The 20,089-nt window shown below is 59.3% G+C and carries 9 protein-coding genes; 3 read left to right on the top strand and 6 right to left on the bottom strand.

Features of this window, described 5'->3' with window-relative positions:
* Window positions 1-454: 454 nt before the first annotated feature.
* Window positions 455-1,096, bottom strand: a complete 642-nt coding sequence (locus K0H48_RS02805) for an FMN-dependent NADH-azoreductase (protein WP_219266322.1) — start codon at window positions 1,094-1,096, stop codon at window positions 455-457.
* A 95-nt stretch (window positions 1,097-1,191) separates the two neighbouring features.
* On the opposite strand from K0H48_RS02805, the gene K0H48_RS02800 reads away from it, so the two are divergent.
* Window positions 1,192-2,046, top strand: coding sequence for a LysR family transcriptional regulator (locus tag K0H48_RS02800; RefSeq protein ID WP_219266321.1), 855 nt, complete (start codon window positions 1,192-1,194; stop codon window positions 2,044-2,046).
* A 3-nt stretch (window positions 2,047-2,049) separates the two neighbouring features.
* Here the strand turns inward: K0H48_RS02800 and poxB are convergent, their stop codons facing one another.
* From poxB to K0H48_RS02785, 3 genes are all read right to left on the bottom strand, one after another.
* Window positions 2,050-3,774 (bottom strand): ubiquinone-dependent pyruvate dehydrogenase, encoded by a 1,725-nt coding sequence (poxB, locus tag K0H48_RS02795; protein ID WP_219266320.1) that lies wholly within the window; start codon window positions 3,772-3,774, stop codon window positions 2,050-2,052.
* 162 nt (window positions 3,775-3,936) lie between these two features.
* Window positions 3,937-4,431, bottom strand: coding sequence for a DUF934 domain-containing protein (locus K0H48_RS02790; protein WP_017136920.1), 495 nt, complete (start codon window positions 4,429-4,431; stop codon window positions 3,937-3,939).
* Window positions 4,415-6,073 carry a nitrite/sulfite reductase gene (locus tag K0H48_RS02785; protein WP_219266319.1) on the bottom strand — a complete coding sequence of 553 codons (1,659 nt, stop codon included), beginning with the start codon at window positions 6,071-6,073 and terminating at the stop codon, window positions 4,415-4,417. Before K0H48_RS02785 ends, K0H48_RS02790 begins: the two co-directional genes overlap by 17 nt.
* Before the next feature lie 423 nt (window positions 6,074-6,496).
* Here K0H48_RS02785 and K0H48_RS02780 point away from each other — a divergent pair, with 423 nt between their 5' ends.
* Window positions 6,497-7,564, top strand: a complete 1,068-nt coding sequence (locus K0H48_RS02780; protein WP_219266318.1) for an ABC transporter substrate-binding protein — start codon at window positions 6,497-6,499, stop codon at window positions 7,562-7,564.
* A 30-nt stretch (window positions 7,565-7,594) separates the two neighbouring features.
* Here the strand turns inward: K0H48_RS02780 and K0H48_RS02775 are convergent, their stop codons facing one another.
* Both K0H48_RS02775 and K0H48_RS02770 read right to left on the bottom strand, forming a co-directional pair.
* Window positions 7,595-12,409, bottom strand: a complete 4,815-nt coding sequence (locus K0H48_RS02775; protein WP_219266317.1) for a DUF6543 domain-containing protein — start codon at window positions 12,407-12,409, stop codon at window positions 7,595-7,597.
* A gap of 139 nt (window positions 12,410-12,548) precedes the next feature.
* Complete coding sequence (locus tag K0H48_RS02770; protein ID WP_219266316.1) at window positions 12,549-12,767, bottom strand: DUF2970 domain-containing protein; 219 nt, start codon at window positions 12,765-12,767, stop codon at window positions 12,549-12,551.
* A 133-nt stretch (window positions 12,768-12,900) separates the two neighbouring features.
* Here K0H48_RS02770 and K0H48_RS02765 point away from each other — a divergent pair, with 133 nt between their 5' ends.
* The gene (locus K0H48_RS02765; RefSeq protein WP_219266315.1) at window positions 12,901-20,073 is read left to right on the top strand and encodes an NEL-type E3 ubiquitin ligase domain-containing protein; all 7,173 of its coding nucleotides are present in this window, start codon (window positions 12,901-12,903) and stop codon (window positions 20,071-20,073) included.
* The last annotated feature ends 16 nt before the right edge of the window (window positions 20,074-20,089 follow it).

Genomic DNA, 20,089 nt, shown 5'->3' with positions numbered 1-20,089 from the left:
GCGGGTCACTTTTGTAAAGACACAAAAGTAACCAAAAAGTCTTCGCCCCACCACTCGGTGCCTCGCTGTGGCTCGGCATGCCCTCACTCCGGCTTGAATCCGTGGGCCGCCGCGATGGGCCATCCTTGGCCCAGCGCGGCTAACCCGGCGTCCTGCCGGGTTACCCACGGATTCAAGCCTGCGTTCGGCCATCGTGGTTAACGGGGCGATTCTCAGATCAAAAGCAGATCAAGATCAAAAGCAGAGCACGGCGGCCTGAAAGCCGACCTGAGTGGTTGAAGCAAGAGCCAGATCAAGTGCAAAGCAAAAGCCTGTGTACCTGATGTGACGCGGTCTAAATGTGGGAGCGGGCTTGCTCGCGAATGCGGTGTGTCAGTCAATTCATCTGTCACTGATACACCGCATTCGCGAGCAAGCCCGCTCCCACCTTTGACCGAGTATGGCTGCGCAGGTGCTAACCCCCAACCGTCCCCAATCGATCAGCAAGCTTCAGCGCCAACCCCGCACTTTCAAGGCGCGACGCCTGATCCACCTCCGGCCCCAAAATAGTTTTTTCCACATAAAGCGAGTGCACCTCGCTCACCCCGATAAACCCCAGCCACGCCTCCATGTAGGGCTTCTGAAAGTCCATCGCCTGCGCGCCAGGTGCGGAAAAATCCATCCCTCGCGCATACACATTCACTGCGATCTTGTTATGCAGGAGCCCGCGCAACCCATGCTCCGGGCTGAATTCAAACAGCACATCCTTCTGCGACACCACGTCGATAAAGTGCTTGAGCTTGTAGGGAATCGCGAAATTCCACAGCGGCACCGAGAACACCAGCACGTCGGCCTGATGCAGGTGAGCCGCCAGCGCTGTGAGTGTCGCCCAGGCAGCGCTTTGTGCTGCGCTTAATGGCGTGCCCGCGATACCGGCGTATTTGGCGTCCATCACCGGCCCGTCAAACTCCGGTAAGTCCAGCGCCCATAAATCCAGGGTCACCACCTGGGTGTCCGGGGCGTTCTGCTGGTAGCGGGCGATAAACTGGCGAGCGATTTCCAGGGAGGCGGAGCGTTGTTTACGCGGCGAACATTCGATATGCAGGAGTGTGGTCATGGTGGGCCTCGGGGAAAGTTGACCGAGGCATTGCAACATAGCGCTTATTGAAATATAAATCGTATTTAAATCACCTATTGATCACCAATCAGAATATGTTCGACGTCTTGTTGCTCAAAACCTTCGTTGCAGTGGTCGATGAGGGTGGTTTCAGCCGCGCCGCAGAGCGCCTGCACCTGACCCAGTCGGCCGTCAGTGGGCATTTGCGCCGCCTGGAGGAGCAGGTGGGCAAACCCTTGCTCACCCGCACCACGCGCTCCCAGCAATTGACGCCGGATGGCGAACGGTTGATGGCCTATGCCCGTGGCATCCTGGCGCTGAACCGGGACGCCTGGGCCGCGCTGACGCGTTCGGCGTTTGAAGGAAACCTGCGCGTAGGCGTGTCGGAAGAGTTCGCGGATGCGCGCCTGCTGCGTGAACTGCAAAACGTCGAAGCGCAATACTCTGGCATGCACATCAGCGTGCAAGTGGGCATTCCCGGTTCGTTGTTGAGTTTGATGAAGCAGGGCGAGCTGGATGTGGTGCTGGGCTCGTTGTGCGAATCCAGTGAGCCAGGCCTGGCGCTGTGGCGTGAGCCGTTAGTGTGGGCCTGGTCCGGGCAGCCGCTGGTGACCTTGCCGAACCCGTTGCCCCTGGCCTTGTTTCCCGAGCCTTGCCCCTACCGCGAGGCGGCGCTGACGCGTTTGGCCCAAGCCGGCATCGCCCAGCGCAGCGCCATGCAGTGCAGCAGTTATGCAGCGTTGCATGCCGCCGCGTTGGCCGGGTTTGCCATTGCACCGATGGCGCAGAGCCAAGTCGGGCCGGGCTTGACGATACTCGGCACCGAACACGGTTTACCCGCGTTGCCCGATGCCGAGTTCCGCCTGTTCAGCGCCCCGGAGGCGGACCCGCGCCTGGTTGAAATAATCACCCAGGTGGTGGTCCGCTACGGCGCTGTTCGTCGCCACTGATGCTCAGCGCAACCAGTTGGTGCGCGCCAGTTCGATTACTTCATCGCCACGCCCGCTCATCACCGCCTTGAGCATATACAGGCTGAAACCCTTGGCCTGTTCCAGCTTGATGGTTGGCGGCATCACCAGTTCCTGGGTGGCAGTGACCACATCCACCAGCACCGGGCCGTTATGGGCCAGGGCGCGGCGCAAGGCCGGTTCGAGGTCTTCGGACTGCTCCACGCGTATGCCAAGAATGCCCATGGCGTTGGACATCGCGGCAAAGTCCGGGTTTTTCAGCTCGGTGCCAGTGTCCAGGTAACCGGCGGCCTTCATCTCCATGGCCACAAACCCGAGTGAGGAGTTATCAAACACGATGACTTTCACCGGCAGTTTCAACTGCGCCAGCGAGATGAAGTCGCCCATCAACATGGCAAAGCCACCGTCGCCGGACATCGAGATCACTTGCCGCCCGGGAAATGCCGCCTGCGCACCGATGGCCTGGGGCATGGCATTGGCCATCGAGCCGTGGTTGAACGAGCCTATCAAACGACGTTTGCCGTTCATCTTCAAATACCGCGCAGCCCACACGGTGGGCGAGCCGACGTCGGCGGTAAAAATCGCATCGTCATCCGCCAGCTCGCTGAGCAAGCGCGCCACGTACTGCGGGTGAATCGGCCGGTCGGCCTTCGACGGTTGCGCCAGGTCATCCAGGCCTTGGCGGGCTTTTTCATAGTGTTTCAACGAAGTGTCGAGGAAGCTGCGATCGGTCTTGCGCGTCAGGCGTGGCAACAGCGCATCGATGGTCTCGCTTACGTCGGCGGCGATGCCCAGATCCAGCGTGGCACGACGACCCAGCGCCTGCGGGTTGCGGTCGACCTGGATGATCTTGGCGTCGGTTGGGTAGAACTGGCGATACGGGAAGTCGGTGCCGAGCATGATCAGGGTGTCGCAGTTGAGCATCGCGTGGTAGCCGGAGCTGAAGCCGATCAGGCCGGTCATGCCCACGTCAAACGGGTTGTCCCACTCCACATGTTCCTTGCCGCGCAAGGCGTGTACCACCGGCGCGCCCAAGGCATCGGCCAGCGCCACCACTTGGTCGTGGGCGCCGGCACAGCCGCTGCCGCACAGCAGGGTGACTTTCTCGCTGCTCTGCAGGATCTCGCTGAGGCGCTGCAGGTCTTGTTCCGCCGGCAAGGTGCGTGGCGCGTACAGGGCCGGCCAGGGCTTGAGTTTGTCTTCCACTTCCAGCAACGAGATATCGCCCGGGATTACCACCACCGCCACGCCGCGATTGAGGATTGCCGAACGCATGGCGCGGTGCAGCACCTGGGGCATCTGCGCAGGGTTGGTGACCAGCTCGATAAAGTGGCTGCACTCTTTGAACAGTTCCTGCGGATGGGTTTCCTGAAAGTAGTTCAGGCCGATCTCGGAGGAGGGGATTTGCGCCGCGATGGCCAACACCGGCACATGGTTGCGATGGCAGTCGAACAGGCCATTGATCAGGTGCAGGTTGCCCGGCCCGCAGCTGCCGGCGCATACCGTCAGTTCGCCGGTGGCGGCTGCTTCGGCGCCGGCGGCGAAGGCGGCCACTTCTTCGTGGCGCACGTGCATCCACTCGATGCTGTCCATGGTGCGCAGGGCGTCGGTGAGGCCATTGAGGCTGTCGCCGGTCAGGCCCCAGATGCGCTTGATGCCCGCCTGTTCAAGGGTGGTCGCCAACTGCTGGGCCAGGTTGATTTTCGCCATGAAGAACTCCAATCGTCAGTGAGGTTAAAGGCTGCTGATCAGTAGAGGACAGTTCCAACACCGCGGATGTTCACCCTTAAGTGTGAAGATTGCGTCATGGGGCCGACCAAACGGCGCCCATAAAAAAACCCTGGCAAGCCAGGGTTTTTCACAACAGCAGATTCAGCGGCGACGGAACAGCGGCAACGGTTCATCCGTGGCAGCCTGGTAGGTCACCGAGAAGTCCTTGAGGCTTTCCAGTGCTTCATACGGGTCTTTGTCGGCGCGCAAGGCGAAGGCATCGAACCCGCAACGGCGCAGGTAGAACAGTTGGTCGCGCAGCACATCGCCAATCGCGCGCAATTCGCCCTTGTAACCATAACGGTCACGCAGCAGGCGCGCGTTGGAGTAGTTGCGGCCGTCGGTGAAGGCCGGGAAGTTCAGGGCGATGACCTGGAAGTGCTGCACGTCGTCGCCGATCTCTTCGGCTTCCTCGTCGGCGTCCAGCCACACACCCAGGCCGCCGTCGCGGGCCTTGAGGGCGTGCCCGTGTTCGCGCCACAGGGCCAACGGCACGATCAGGTCGTCGCAGTTGGAGATGCCGTCGAAGCTCGCGTCCTTGGGCAGCAGGTGCCAGGTTTCGTCGAGGACTTCGTTGTTTTTAATGATTCGCTGCATAGACGCGCTCCTTGAACAGGTCGATGCCGATGCGCTGGTAGGTGTCGATGAAACGCTCATCTTCGGTGCGCTGTTCGATGTACACATCGATCAGCTTGCCGATCACCTCGGGCATGGCTTCCTGGGCGAAGGACGGGCCGAGGATCTTGCCCAGGCTCGCATCGCGGCTGGCGCTGCCACCCAGGGACACTTGGTAGAATTCTTCGCCTTTCTTGTCCACGCCCAGGATGCCGATGTGGCCGACGTGGTGGTGGCCACAGGCGTTCATGCAACCGGAGATGTTCAGGTCCAGCTCGCCGATGTCGAACAGGTAGTCCAGGTCGTCGAAACGGCGCTGGATCGATTCGGCAATCGGGATCGACTTGGCGTTGGCCAGGGAGCAGAAATCGCCGCCCGGGCAGCAGATGATGTCGGTCAGCAGGCCGATGTTCGGCGTGGCGAAACCGCCTTCGCGCAACTCGCCCCACAGGGTGAACAGTTGGCTCTGCTCGACGTCCGCGAGAATGATGTTCTGCTCGTGGGAGGTGCGCAGTTGGCCGTAGCTGTAGCGCTCGGCCAGGTCGGCGACGGCGTCCAACTGCTTGTCGGTGATATCGCCTGGTGCAACACCGGTGGGCTTGAGCGACAGGGTCACGGCCACGTAGCCCGGCTTTTTGTGCGCCAGGGTGTTGCGCGTGCGCCAGCGGGCAAAGCCTGGGTGCTGCTGGTCGAGGGCCGCCAGTTCGGCGTCCTGATTGCTCAGGGCTTTGTAGTCCGGGTCGACGAAGTGCTTGGCCACACGGTGTACTTCGGCTTCGGTCAGGGTGGTCTGGCCGCCGCGCAGGTGTTCCATCTCGGCGTCGACCTTCTGGGCAAATACCTCAGGAGTCAGCGCCTTGACCAGGATCTTGATCCGGGCCTTGTACTTGTTGTCACGACGGCCGTAGCGGTTGTAGACCCGCAGGATCGCGTCGAGGTAGCTCAACAGGTCCTGCCAGGGCAGGAACTCATTGATGAACGCACCCACCACTGGCGTACGGCCGAGGCCGCCACCCACCAGCACCCGGAAACCCAACTCGCCGGCAGCGTTGTGCACCGGCTCAAGGCCAATATCGTGCACTTCGATGGCGGCGCGGTCCGAGGTCGAGCCATTGATGGCGATCTTGAACTTACGCGGCAGGTAGGCAAATTCCGGGTGGAAGGTGGTCCACTGACGCACGATTTCGCACCACGGGCGTGGGTCGATCAGCTCGTCGGCAGCCACACCGGCGAATTGGTCGGTGGTCACGTTGCGCAGGCAGTTACCGCTGGTCTGAATCGCGTGCATCTGCACGGTCGCCAGCTCAGCCAGGATGTCCGGCACGTCTTCGAGTGCCGGCCAGTTGAACTGTACGTTCTGGCGGGTACTGATGTGGGCGTAGCCTTTGTCGAAGTCGCGGGCAATCTTGGCCATCATGCGCGTCTGGCGCGAGGTCAGTTGGCCATAAGGCACGGCAACCCGCAGCATCGGCGCAAAGCGCTGAACATAAAGGCCATTTTGCAGGCGCAGAGGGCGGAACTCTTCTTCGCTCAGTTCACCTGCTAGGTAGCGTCGGGTCTGATCACGGAACTGCTTGACGCGGTCCTCGATGATGCGCTGATCGTATTCGTCGTATACGTACATATAGGTCCTGTTCTCGGCAAATCTGCGCGCACGGCCGCGCACTCCCAACGGAGCCGGCGCACGATACCAGTTTGCGTTTATGCGCAAAAGTGATGTTTGAGTATATGTAAATAACCAAATTGACTAATGAGAACCGTTATCGCGATACCCACATTTGTCATGCGGGCAATCATCAACTTTACTGTGCTCGTGTCTTCGTGCAATCACCTATAAAACCGACAAGAGGCGATGCAATGAGCAATTCAACCAAAGCCCGTAAACCTGACAGTACCGTTGATGCCTGGGCCATTCTGTTTCTGATTATTCTGGTGGTGGGAACCGCCGTGTTCTGGGTGAGCCACCAGTAAAAGAAGGTTGATTTAACCTCGATTGACTGTCGCATTGCCACTATGATGGCGATCAACATTCGAGGCTTAAATAACCATGTTGAAGGTTCTGATTGCGTGTGTGTGGTTATTGGGATCCGCGTATGGGGCAGGCGCCCATGCGACGTCGGTGGTATTTCTCAACCCGGGCACGTCCACGGAAACCTTCTGGGTCAGCTACGCGCAATTCATGCAGGCCGCCGCCAAGGACCTCGGCCTGGATTTGCGTGTGCGTTATTCCGAGCGCAACGCGGATAACACCTTGGCCCAGGCCCGCGAAGCGCTGCAAGGCAGCGACCGCCCCGATTACCTGGTGCTGGTCAACGAGCAATACGTCGCCCCGCAGATATTGCGCCTGGCCCAGGGCAGTGGGGTCAAGTTGCTGGTCGTGAACAACGCGCTGACTGCCGACCAAGTGCAATTGCTTGATACGCGTAAAGACGCCCAGTGGATCGCCAGCCTGGTGGCGGACGACGAGCAGGCCGGTTACCTGATGCTCACTGATTTGTTGCGCAGCCATGGCCCGGTGGCGCCGGGCACCGCGTTGGACCTGCTGGCGTTTTCCGGCGCCAAGAACACGCCGGCCGCACAACTGCGTGAACAAGGCTTGCACCGCGCACTGGCCGAACACCCCGAAGTGCGTTTGCGCCAGTTGGTGTACGGCGAGTGGAGTCGCCAGCGCGCCTTTGAGCAGGCCACCCAACTGTTCAAGCGCTACCCGCAGGCGGCGCTGGTGTGGTCGGCGAATGATGAGATGGCCCTCGGCGCGATGCAGGCCCTGCAAGCCAGCGGGCGCGTGCCGGGTAAAGATGCGTTGTTCAGCGCGGTCAACAGCTCACCGGACATCCTCAGGGCGCGCCTGGACGGGCGCCTGAGCACCCTGGTGGCGGGGCATTTCACCCTGGGCGGCTGGGCGATGGTGCTGATCAATGATGACGCCAAAGGGCTTGACATGGGGGGTTATGGCGGGCGCGACCGTCAGGAGGCGTTATTTCAGCTGATCGACGCCAACCAGGCACAGCGCTTGCTCGGGCCGACGTTGCCGGTGGATTTCCGGGCATTGTCGGCCGTGGGCAAACCCGCGTCCTATCGGTACCCGTTCAGCCTGCAACTGTTGCTGCGTTAACCCGCCGCGCTGTCCAATGCCAGGCCCTGCTCACTCAGGTTCGGCATTGTCTCGATCAAGAAACAGCTTATCCAGGGGCGGCCTGATCTTGGCACTGTCCCGGTTTATCACGGCGTGCTTGCTGGCTGCCTTATTGAGCCGGTCTCTGCCGGTGAGCCCGCGCTCATCTTTGGTTTTCAAATGGGCGTACTCTGCGGGTGATGCGGGGGCCTCGACCGATTTGTAGTGGAAGTGTGCATACCACAAGCCGTCGTTCGGGTTCTGTGCGCCCGCCTGGATTTTGCTGCTGTCATAGATGACGTACTCGGTGAGGTAGTCGCCGGCGGCCAACAGTTTGCGTGATTTGACCCGTTGGATATTGATAAAGCCGTACTGCCACAAATAGTTGACCTTGGAAATGGTGGGGCGTTGCAGCAAATACCCTTCACTGCAGACTGTGCGGGCCTGTTGGGTTGCAGCCTGTGCCTCGTTCAAGTAATCGGCACGCAACTGGGTGTATTCTCCAGCCTCGGAGTGGTTGCGTTCGAGTTCTTCGGCCAGCGCCTCAAATTTTTTCGCATATTGGTTCAGCATGACATCCCAGTCATAAGGCTCGACGCTCTCCCGTTGACGGGCATCTCGAAGTTTTCGCTGTTGGAACTGAATATTTGCATCGATCCCTATACGCTTGGTTCTTTGGGCCTGTGCCTCGGCTTTTATAGCCCTTAGCGAGCGCGCCACGGTGGCGGGTTTGACGACCTCCCAAAGCCCGCTGCTGGCATCCTCTTTGTAGGTGGCGAGTACGTGCTCGTTGTTGGGGTCATTAATATCGACGAAATGATCCGGAGTGTCGGGTTGGCTTGAACGCGCGTCGCCCACCAACATGCCGTTATCTTTGGTCTTGATGACTTTTCGTTTGGCGGGTTTAGGCCGGGGTGCCCGTGTTGGGGGCGGCAGTGGGGCGACCCCTTCTTCATCGAGGATTAAGTCGGCCAGTTGTGTTTCAAGGCTGGTGCGCAGCTCCCCGAGTTGTTTCAGGTAGGCGTCTCGATAGTCTTCCCGCAGGAGAGGTGCATCCAATTCAGTGACCGAGTTTACGGCGTTTTCCAAGCGCTCATACTGTTTGAGTGCAGCGTTGAGTACGTCGATCCGTTCAGCCGAAGAGTAACCATCGGTGGTACGCATTTCTGAATGTGCAAAGATGCTTAAATAGACGTTGGCGTCCTGGATAATTTCAATGAAAGGACGCACTTCTGGCTTTTCAATGGCAACCCCGCGATTGAGGATAAGTTCGCTGAGGTCTAATAAAATGGCATGCTTTATAAGGTCCGGGGTTGGCGCATTCGGATACTTTCTCGAAAAGCTCGCACGTTGTGATGGCGTTGCTTTTTGCAATAGAGCGTCGAGTTCTTCTGCGATTTCACGCATGTCCTTGAATATGTCTGCTCGGTGATTTAATGAATTTATGTACTCGTCGTAAGCGTCGGTTATGTTAGGAAGTTCACTGTTGATACGTGAGATGAGTTCACCCGTCGTCTCTCCGCGTTGGCTTTGCAGTGTCAGCTCTATTTTATTTCTCAAGAACTTGTAGAGCATTACCTTGGTCCCGAGAATGTCCGCAATGGCAATATCCTGTGCGCTTCTGTAGAGCGCTTCGGTACTGTTCAGTTTGATCATTTTGGCAACGGTGACGTTTACCTTTTGTTCCGTGGAGATAATCGTCAGTGCGTTTTGCCAATAGTGGTCGACGGCAATGTTCCAACGGACCTTCGCGTCTACCATTAACTGTTGTCGCTGCTGATGGCGCGCAGTGATGCCGGGGACCAGCTCGGGGAGCAATTGCGGGTTGCTGAGCATTTTCCAATCCGCTCTTACGGCAATGACTCGCTTCGTCAGTTCATCCCAGGCGGTTTTCACTGTGGTATTGAGCGTTTCCGCCTGCAACGACAGGCGTGTTAATTCTCGAGTGTGAGTGCTATATGTTGAAGACAGTCCAGGCAATTGATCTCTCTCACTCTGCTGCTGTTTACCCACCCGGGCTTTGCGCATGCCTCCCTCCAGCTTGGCGCCCAGGTCCAGCCGCCAATGCCCTTGCCCATCGCTGACCAGTCTGAAACCGGGATGCAGCGGGTGCTGCGGATGAACGATATAGACATCGCCGAAACCAGGCACCACGCTGACCTGGAACAGTAGCCCGGCGGTGCTGGCGTGCCATTTGCCGTTGATCCAGTAGAGCCCTGTGAGAGTGCCGGTTGTCAGCGGGGTTGGCAGGGGATCGGGCCACGGCACATGGACAGCAAGTAACGCTTCGAGCAATTTCGCGGCGGCCTGGGGGCTGGCAAGCGAGTGGCTGAAGTCAAGCACCGTGTGGCCTGTAGCCGGTGGCTCACCGGGCACTGCGACTGGGCCGTGGTGCACCACGGCGGCGGTTTGCGGGCGAGGCAGCCCTTCAGGGTGGCGCCAGGCTTGCAGAGTCAGGTCACGATCTTCTGCAGCGGGTTCTGACCACGGCCGTGTGGATCTGCTGGAGGGTGCGGCGGCGTGCAGCAGTACCATCGCGGTATTGAGCAACAGGTCGATCAGCGCCAGTTCGCGGGTGGTCGGGTCATTGCTGTCAAGGCCGGCCAAATCCTGCTCTAACGTGCTGACCAGCACCAGGAACCAGCCCACCAGCATTGCTGGCCCTGTTACCAGTGGCAGCAGCAATGTGTTGAACAACAACCACACACCCTCCATCACCACCGCCCAGCGGCTTTCGCTGTTGGACACCGACTCGCGATCCGCCAGATCGACCAGTGTCCGGGCGGTGCTGCCGAACAAGTGGTTAAGCAGCTGGCCGTTGACTTGCGACTGCAGCCACTCGTCGGCGCCCTCATCGACGGCCAGTGTCGCCGGCGCCGGTTTTTCGGGAATGCTGGAATCATCGCCGGGCAGGAAGCGAATGATGTGCGGCTCTTTTATTCCACCGTGGTCATAGATCGGGCGTGCCTTGTCGGTCAGCCAGGTCAGCACACTGTCTTGCAGCTCGCCAGGCTCGGCGATGGCCTCCAGCAAGGCTTGACGGGTCGGGTACTCATGCAGGGCGTCGTCATACAGCGGCCGATACAGCAGGTGCGGGCCGACACTGACATCCCGCGGTTCGATAATAAAGACGTTGTTGACTTGATCGGGCGTGGCCCCAGCCTTACGGCACAGGGCCAACGGGCGCAGCACGATCTCTTTGCCGTCGACAATTCGGGTCGAGGGTGTTTCCTCCATCAGCGCTTTCACATAGCGATAGCCAGTGACGGTGACGCCGTTCAGTTGCCTGATCTTGAATTCCAGCGCCTGCATCGGCAGCCGGGCTTTGAGTTCGCGGGTAAACAGGGTTTCTCGACGCCGTGCATCGACGGTGTCGGTCAATAACAGCGCCTTGATTTTTTGCGGGTAGGTGGTGCCAATGTCGACGCGCTGGATCAGCCCTTTGCTGCCCAACAGGTAGTCTTCACCCAACCAGGCGGGAAGTGCATCAGCGCCTTTGGACGCAAGCGTCAGCGTGCCCTTGGGTTTGCCTGCCAGGTTTTTCAGGGCCAGTTCGGTCAGCGACATTTTCACGTGTGAGATGATCCCGGCACCGCCTGGGTAGCCGGCGGCCACGGCGAAATCCAGCACCACCTCATCAGGGTCGAAATCTTCATGGTCTGCCTGCATCTGCTTGCGCAACGCGTCACGGCTGAAACGGTGGATGTTCTCAATGTCTTCGTTGAATGAGCGGCCTTCGTTCAGTCGCAGCACTTGCGCCATGTCCTGCAAATGGCGGTGGTAGGCAAAACGGTCGGCAGCCGTTGCTTGGCTTAACCATGCCGGCAGTTGGTCATTGACCTTCTGCAGGAGTGGGGTGGGGGGCGTCGCAGCTTTGGTAAAGAGCAGCGCCGGGTCCGTGAGGTTTTCCAGGCGTCGCTCGAGGGCTTTTTCGTCTTGCCCCTCAAATGTCAGCGCCGCCAGGTCTTCCAGTTGTTGATTGAGGATCAGGCCGGCCTGCTGTTCGAATACGTTGCCATCATGTTCGTTGCGCCTCCAGGTGAGGCTGTCGAACTCAAACCGCGCCTGCATCCTGGCGCCCCAGGCATGGCCGAAGGCATCAAGGGAATCAAATGCCTGGGTTTCCCCGGCCACGCTGTAGAGCAGCACCTGTTTATCACGCACCAGCAACATGTCGGGCGTCAGCAGCCGGGCTTCTGTGCCGGCGCGTACCAGGGTGGTTTCAATGAAATATACATAAGTAGCGGGTAAGGAACGGGGCAGGCGCGAGGCCAGCACCGGCCAGGTGGCGACGACCTTGAGCATATCTCGTTGAGTTTCAGTCAGGCTGGATTGGCCCGCAACGACAGCCGTCATGCGCCCCTTGAGAAACTCGCCCAGCCACTGCCAACGACTGTTGCCGTGACTGTCGATTGCGCTCCAGTAGTCGGCGTGGTCGTGCTGGAAATGGAGAAAGATCGATGAGCGTAATTGGTCGATGATCTGGGCGATGACCTCCATGTCTATCAGCGGTAGGGTCGCGGGCTTGAGGATGTTTGGGATGTTTTGCGTCAGGTAGTAAGGCAGTTCGCGTTTTGAGTGCAGGTCCAGCAACTGCGGGTTCAATATATGTGCGATGGCGACTTCCATCAGCAGTTGGTAAGTGTAATGACCATCGGGGTGTGGACTGGCCAGTTTCACTGTGAGCAGGTCCAGTTCAAGCGACGGATAGCGCGTCAAAATGTCGTTTCGCAGAGCATTGAACACCACGGAATAGAGGGCCGGGCGTGTGGCAAAACGTTCATGGACGGCCTGGGCAGGCAATTGGTTGAAGGGCGAGGGCAGGGGAGCAATCGGGTCAGGCATAACGCAATCCTTTGTTGTATAACTGCCGGTAATGTTGAGGTTGCCGGGCAGTGGACCGATGATCGGTCTCTCGTAGGAAAGCGAATTTCGTCGTGGCAGGGGCGGTACTGGGTTAGTGCTGAGCAGACTCGATGCTGCGTTAAACCCCGGCCAGGTGCAGCACCAATTTGACGATGCCAAACAAGGTCAAGGCAAACACCGCAGTGAACAGCAGGCCCAGGATCACAAAGTGGCTGGGCTTGCCATGGGTGAAGTCGCGGGCGCGGTTTTTGCCGCTCTGTACGCCAAAGGCCGCAGCCATGACGCTATGGAGCATTTGCCAGAAGGTCGGCGGTTTGTTGCCGATTGGATCGTCCATAGCGCCCTCGCGAGTTGAATTATCCTACAGAGCATAGACAATTTGCCGGTGAGCGCTCGTGCTCATACGTATGCACCACCGGCCAAGGGCTGAGCGGTGCTGTGCTGTCACTCCAAATCACAGGAGTGACAACATGGCAGATTTACCGACCCCTAACGTTGCCGACAAACCGCCGGCAGCAACCCTGAGTATTCACGGCGATTTTCTCGAAAAGGCCGTGCCGCAATGGCTGGTCGACGCAACACCGGCGCGTAAGTCCGCGCTAAAAAAAGCCACCCCGGTGGTACCGGACTTGTACAAAACGCTCTCGCCTGAACAGCGCAAGACCCTCAATGCGAGCATCAAGGCTAGCGTAATCGCCCAGGTCCAATTGGACACCACCATGGCCACATTCAAGGATGTCGACGCCTTCGCCAGGCCATTGTTGCTCAACGCCTTGAAAGACCAGTACCAAGTGGAGGTCGATGTCGACACGACATTGCTCTGCCTGCGGCGTGCGCTGCAGATCAGTGTGCTGGAGGTTGAAATCGACTCATTCGAGTTTCTCAAGCTGTCGATGCTGCAGGCGTGCCTGCATAACTTTGAAGCCTGGGAGTGCAGGTCGGGCGCTTACCACTCAACCTCCGGATTTATGCTGGAGACCACCACCGGCGGCAACTTTGAGTCGGCCACCCTCAACTTGACGGTCAGCCAGTTCATGACCTTGTGCCGCAGTCTTGATATCGGCGCGCAGTACCAGACTTATCTGAAAGGGTTCTTTGCGCCGGTAGATGCGAGCCCTGAACCGCCGCTTCGTCAACACTTTATTGCCAGCCAAAAGGCGAGCATGAAGGCTGCCGCAGAGCACGCCTTAGTGACCGGCGATATCGAACCTGCGGATCATGCGATGATCCTTTCGGTGGTCAATGGCAATCTTTACCCCACCCTTGGCAGCAAACGGGTGTGGCCGTTCGACATGAGCCTGATGAAAAAAAGACTGGTCGGCTGTGTTTACTTTGCTATCGGAGACGCCTACAGCGACGAATTGATTCTTTACATCCCGAATGACCCGGCGCACCCGCTCAAGCGCTATACCAAACAAGGCATGCGCGACGAGCTCAAACGCCAGTTCACCGCACGTGAAGGGATGGCGGCCGACGATCCCGCACCCACGGCCTATCAGCGCTTCTTCAGTCAGTTTGTAGCCTATGATCAGCGGCCCTACTATTTCAGTCAGTTCACCCAGAAGTCCGCTGACTCCCCAAGTGGTCCGTTGAACTCTCCGTGGCGAAAGTTTGTAGAGATCCTGTTTGGCAGCACGCCGATTACACGGATCAAGGAACTGCCACCTGAAAGACCCGCGAAGATGGAGCCGGTAAGCGACCCTTACCTTGCGCCCGGCAGCATGAAGCCCTATCGCGGTACAGGCACCTTTTCCGGGCTGCTCGACCTTTGGCCGTTCCTGTACGAAAAGCATCGCGCCAAGATCCTCGCCGACGCCCGTGCCCATGCGGTGCCCACCGCTGATGTCGATGCCAAGGCGCGGGAGGCCAAACTGGCGCACTTGTTTGAGGTCGGGATGCTGGCGCTCAATCTGGTGTCGATGTTTGTGCCCGTGCTGGGTGAGGTCATGATGGCGGTGATGGTCGAGCAATTGCTCACCGAGACCCTGGAAGGCTCGATCGAGTGGGCCGAGGGCGACAAGCACGCGGCCAAGGCGCACCTGATTGATGTGGCCGAAAACCTGGCCCAGATAGCGCTGATGGCAGGCATCGGGGCAGCGGTCAGCAAATTCAGGGCCGCCAGGGCGGAGCCGGTGCTCGAAAACCTCAGCCCGGTCACGTTGCCCAACGGCGAAACCCGCCTATGGAAGCCGGACCTGGCGGGCTATCAAAGCGCCGTCACCCTGGAGGCAGGCGCAGTGCCCAACGCGCAGGGGCAATATACGCTCAACGGCAAGACCTATATTCGCCTGGGCGATCAGGTCTACGAGCAGGTTTTTGATGAGTCGATCAAAAGCTGGAGGATCAAGCATCCGACCAACGCCGAGGTTTATCAGCCGATTCTTCAAAGCAACGGTCGAGGATCCTGGCGTCACACCCTTGAGCGGCCTGCCGAGTGGGACCGCCTGACCTTGCTGCGGCGCATGGGGCCAGAAACCGACGCGTTTTCCGATACGCAGTTGCTCACGGTGGCGGATGTCAGCGGGGTCAGCGACAGCGCCCTGCGCAAGATGCACATGGACCTCGCGGCACCGCCGCCTGAACTGCTGGATGCCATGCGCTTGTTCAAGGCCGACGCGGGCAGCGGGCAGGTGATAGAGCAGCTGCGCGGCAACCAGCCAATTGACGAGCGTTATCTGTTTGCATTGCCGCTGGTGGCCGAAATGCCGCGTTGGCCAAAAACGCGCGTGCTTGAGGTGTTCAAGGGCGTTGAGTTCTCTGGGGAGTCCGTGAAGTACGGTGTTGGGCGTGTGCCGCGTGGTGGCGTCGCGAAGACGCCGATCCGGATTTCCCGCGCTGACGTCCTGGGTGGGCGCTTACCTGCGGTCATACTGGCGGCATTGGATGAGACGGAAGTCACCAGTCTGTTGGGCCCTGAGGGCGCGTGGGCCCGTGACGCGAGGCCGCAAACGTTTCGCCAGCAAATCGCCGACTATGCCCAAACCCGCAAACCGGCAATTTTCGACAGTATTTATGCAGGCACCGAACCGGTCGATAGCCAGGTCAAGCTATTGCAACGAACCTGCCCCGGACTCAGCGAAGCCGCTGCCCGGGAGACACTGGCCCACGCGTCCCTGGACGACCTCAAACGCCTGGAAGCGACGCGCAGGGTGCCTTTGACCCTGCTGGAGGAGGCGCGCTGGTACGCCACCCAAGGTCGGCAGACCCGGGCCTACGCGGGTTTGCGCAGCGAAACCATGGCGTCGGCGGACAGCCGCCGGCTGGCGCTGCACACCCTGGAAAAATTGCCGGGCTGGCCCGACACCTTGCGCCTGGAGGTGCGCGAAGGCAGTGACAGCGGCCTGTTGCTGGACAGCATCGGCAGTCCCACGGCACAGGACAAGAAGTACCTGGTGAAAAAAGGCCCGCGCTTTCAAGCGTTCGATGAGCGGGGAGAGGCACTCAACAGCCTGCCCACGCAGGGCGATAATTTTTACGCCTCGCTGATGCATGCCATGCCCGATGGCGCGCGCCAAGCGCTGGGTGTACCGCACGTTGGTCAAAGTGCGCAGCTGCAAGCAAAACTCATCGCGTTTGCTGACCGTCATCGCAGCCAGGCACCGCAATGGCTGGCGCCGCAACGCAGCTGGTTCAAGCCGCCGGTACGCATCAACGACAGGTTGGTGGGGTATTACGCCAGTGGGCGAGCGGCGGGCCAGACCTTGAGTCTTGAGTCACGCGCGCAAGCGCTCTATGGCCTGAGCGAAACCCAGGCCGGTGAGTACATTTTGGAGTTGCAGGCACAGGGCAAGGACAACAAGGCAATCTTCAACCATCTGCAAAACCGTGAACGCCAATACACAGAACTGACGTCCACACTCGACGAGTGGGCCACGCCCTCGCAGGGCACTGTTTCCAATGCTCGCCAGTCCTCTTATAGATCCAGCCTGGCGCAACAGCTCAAGGATGCCTGGCGCAATGAACCGTTGGTGGGGCGGGTCAACAACGCGGATCGCTTGTACGTCAGCGTCGATGGGGATCTACCGCCTTTGACGGTTGATTTTTCTCATATTCGTATGCTGATGGTGACCGGAGGGCCGGTGAACGAAGCCCAATTGGAAGCTTTTTTGACGCGGTTTCCCAATGTACAAACCCTGGGTATTGGCCAGCCCCCCGTGTTATGGGGGCTGGCTGAGACAGGGCCCAGGTCGACACTGCTGACAGTACCCTCGGCGGTGACCGGTATGACCCGCCTCAAAAGCCTCAGGTTTGGCGCGTCGGTGGTGCAACTGGCGCCTGAGTTTTTCTCAAGGCTTAACGCTTTGACTTCGCTGGAGGAGTTGCATATCGCTTACCATGGATTTTCCGGCACCGCGCTCAACAGTCTGAACCTGTCAGCGCTGGTACAACTGAAAAAGTTGACAATCGAGGCGCCGATTGGCCTGTCGCAGTGGCCTGCCTATGTTGAAAACCTGCCGAGCCTGGAACGTCTCGATTTGAGCCGCACCGCGATCGGTGAGCTGCCCGCCAGGCTCTACAGCGGGCATGAACAACTGTGGGCAGGGCTGTCGATGGACTGGTCAAGGTTCTCGCGCGAAGCGTTCAGGCCTGCCTACGAGTACATCACGGCCTACAAGGGCAACAGGGGGCACTTGGTTGACTTGCACCAGATGGTCAGTGACTACACCAGTGGCGAGCTGCGGTTCCTGACCCCTGACTCTATATTGGCTAGCCAACTGCATCGAAAAATGATCATAAAGGCGCAAACCCCTGAAGCGCGGTTTGATGCTATTGAGCAACTCAGCGACAAATACACCGGCGTTTTTGCGCAGTTTTACAACCTGGCAGCCACTAACGCGCAGCGGTTCAGGGTGCGTTCGGCGGGTTGGCAGACAGGGGCAAATGCCCATGTAATCAGTGCGCTTGAGGCCAATTGGTGGGCGGCCGTAGGCGAGGAGTATGGAATCATCAGCACTTGTTCGGTGTTTGAGTTGCCGGCACCGGAGTTTGCAGTGAGCACCCCGCTGTTGCAGGTGGATTCGGTGGAACTGCCCGAGTTACCCGCCGCAAGCTTTGCCCATGTACGCACGCTGCGCCAGCGTTGGCCGGGCGCATCCATTGAGCAGACACGCGGCTTTATTCGCGCATTCAGCAATACGCAAACCCTTGAACTCAACGGCCTGGGCTTGACTGAAATACCCATAGGCAAGGGCGATCTTCCGGCCTTGACCCGGCTCGACCTTTCCAACAACCGCCTGGCCATGCCGGCCTTGCAGGCGCAACTCAATGATCTCAAGAGCCTTGAATTCCTGGATCTGAGTCACGGCAGCAACCCGCTTACCGGCGTGGATGTCAGCGAACTGACGCAGCTCAAGGCGTTGAACTTACGCGGGACAACATTGCAGGCCTGGCCGGCCGGAGCCGAGCGCCTGCCGCGATTAACCTGGCTGGACCTGCGCGACAATCAACTGGTGAGCCTGCCGCCCGAGGTGCTGGCCAATGACGCGCTATTGTTGAAAACCAACATGGCGGCAAACCCCTTCAGTACGGCGGGTGCGGCCGAGCTGGAATCAGCACGCCAGCGGGTCGAGGGCGCCGGAGCCTTGCCACAGGGTGCGTTGGCGCGGTTTGAACAGCAAAGTGTGCCGGCCGTCTTTCCTCCGGCGGAAACTGGCCTGACGATGATGAATTATTTGTTGCCCTTGCCCCGGCGAATCACGGTGATCAAAGGGCGTGTGGGGTTTGTCGGGCGCTTGCAGGAACTCACCCCATCGGTGACCGAGGAAGAGGCTCTGCAATGGTTCGAACAGTTACGTACTGTCGGTGGGATGAGTGACCTGCAAATAGATGCCATGTTGACCCACTGGCACCAGGAATATGAGGCCCTGACGCGCGCGCTTAACGGCTGGCTGTATACCCGCGAGTTACCTGGCCCGAACATCAGCCAAGTGGCGCAGACACGTCGTCTTGTCGCAAGCAAAATCGCTGAGTGCTGGCAAACCGGCTTGTCAGCCGAAACCGGTTATGAACTGAACCTGCAAGGCCTGCAAACCGACAGTCTGCCTGAATTGACGGTGCAGCATAATTATGTGCACACGCTGAATTTAACCGGTTTAGGGATCTCGGTGGCGGGTGTCGAAGGCTTCCTCAACAGCTTTCCTTCGGTACGCAAGCTGGTCTTGAGTGGAAATAATCTGTCGGTCGTTCCCGAGGCGGTGGGGCGCATGGCTGAGCTTGAGGAACTGGAGTTGACCGCTAATGTCATCACCGATCCCGAGCCTCTGTATCGCCTGGTGGGAGGCGAAAGCTTGCACCGGTTGGATCTGGGCAGAAACAACCTGAGAGAGTTCAGTATCCAAGCCTTCAGTCGGCTTGAAACGTTGGACCTGAGTTACAACGTTCTGGACGAATGGCCCGACGGTACACTGCAATCTTCGAGCCTGCGAACGCTGAACCTGAGTGGCAATGAGATCAGAGAGCTGCCCTACGGCTTGCTCGATGGCCGTCATCATGCGCTGGTGCAGGGGACGGACCTTTCCGAGAACGAATTTCTTTCATTCGACAGCCTTGATGAGATGAGGGTCTACAGCGATGGGCCGGTGATGGGCTGGAGTCGCGCAGATATCGAGCGGGGGATCGAGGCGCATGAAGAGTCCGATCATTCCGATGGCGATGGCGATGGCGATGGCGATAGAGGGGTAGATGAACCCCTGGAGGATATCCAGAACCCAGAGGGGGACGCTGGAGACGCGGTGCTGGCCTCCTGGCTGGCGTCCTCACCTCAAGAGTTGGTCACGGCCCGGCAGCAGTTGTGGCTGCAATTGTCCCAGGAACCACTGAGTGAGCGCTTCTTCCATCTGCTCGAACGGCTACGTGACACCCCTGAATACCGGTACAGCCAGGCTGATCTTACCCGTCGGGTATGGGCGGTGATCGAAAGCGCCTCCGGCAGTGCGCAGATGCGCGAGTCGTTGTTCGCCGCCTCGGCAACCCATGGCACCTGTGTTGACGGGCGCATCCTTACGTTCAGTTCAATGGAAGTGATGGTGCTCGTAGAGCAGGTGTTGCGTGAAGTCCCGGTCAACACGCTCAGGCTAAGAGGGCAACGTCTGCTGGAGCTGTCCCGGCAATTATTCCGGGTGGAGCAGATCGATACCATTGCCATGCGCGATACTCGTGGGGGAGACGAGGCCGAGGTGCGCCTGGAGTACCGGATTGGTTTGACCCGCGGCTGGCCCGACGGGCTGGAGCTGCCGGGGCAACCCAGGCATATGAGATACAGTAGTCATCTCGGGGAGCAAGTGTTCAATCGCGTGCGCAGCCAAGTGTTGGCGGCGGAAGCGTCCAGCAGGTTTTATGAACGCCTTGTTCGCGAAGATTACTGGGTCCTCTATCTGAAAGAGCGTTATCCCGATGAGTTCGAACAGCTTGAGAGCAACGCTCGTGCAAGCCATGAGGCGCTCGAGGACGAATATGAAGGGGATCTCAGCGATCCACTCTACACGGCGGCACTGAACCAAATGCAGTTTGCTCGAGATAGCGCACGGGTGCAGTTACTGCTTGGATTGTCTCGCGACGCGGTGTTGGAACTCGCGACGGGTACTGTGGCTCCGGCAACGAGCGGCCCGGCTTCACCGCAGCCCGGCCCGTCGACACGGCCGTAATAAAGTCAGGAAGCGG

This window comes from Pseudomonas sp. Xaverov 259, assembly GCF_019352915.1.
Taxonomy (GTDB): Bacteria; Pseudomonadota; Gammaproteobacteria; order Pseudomonadales; family Pseudomonadaceae; genus Aquipseudomonas.
This window is presented reverse-complemented; position numbering and strand designations above follow the sequence as displayed.

Excerpts from the sequence above, each read along its gene's own strand:
- K0H48_RS02805 (WP_219266322.1), bottom strand. The coding sequence starts at position 1,096 with ATGACCACACTCCTGCATATCGAATGTTCGCCGCGTAAACAACGCTCC.
- K0H48_RS02800 (WP_219266321.1), top strand. The coding sequence starts at position 1,192 with ATGTTCGACGTCTTGTTGCTCAAAACCTTCGTTGCAGTGGTCGATGAG.
- poxB (WP_219266320.1), bottom strand. The coding sequence starts at position 3,774 with ATGGCGAAAATCAACCTGGCCCAGCAGTTGGCGACCACCCTTGAACAG.
- K0H48_RS02790 (WP_017136920.1), bottom strand. The coding sequence starts at position 4,431 with ATGCAGCGAATCATTAAAAACAACGAAGTCCTCGACGAAACCTGGCAC.
- K0H48_RS02785 (WP_219266319.1), bottom strand. The coding sequence starts at position 6,073 with ATGTACGTATACGACGAATACGATCAGCGCATCATCGAGGACCGCGTC.
- K0H48_RS02780 (WP_219266318.1), top strand. The coding sequence starts at position 6,497 with ATGTTGAAGGTTCTGATTGCGTGTGTGTGGTTATTGGGATCCGCGTAT.
- K0H48_RS02775 (WP_219266317.1), bottom strand. The coding sequence starts at position 12,409 with ATGCCTGACCCGATTGCTCCCCTGCCCTCGCCCTTCAACCAATTGCCT.
- K0H48_RS02770 (WP_219266316.1), bottom strand. The coding sequence starts at position 12,767 with ATGGACGATCCAATCGGCAACAAACCGCCGACCTTCTGGCAAATGCTC.
- K0H48_RS02765 (WP_219266315.1), top strand. The coding sequence starts at position 12,901 with ATGGCAGATTTACCGACCCCTAACGTTGCCGACAAACCGCCGGCAGCA.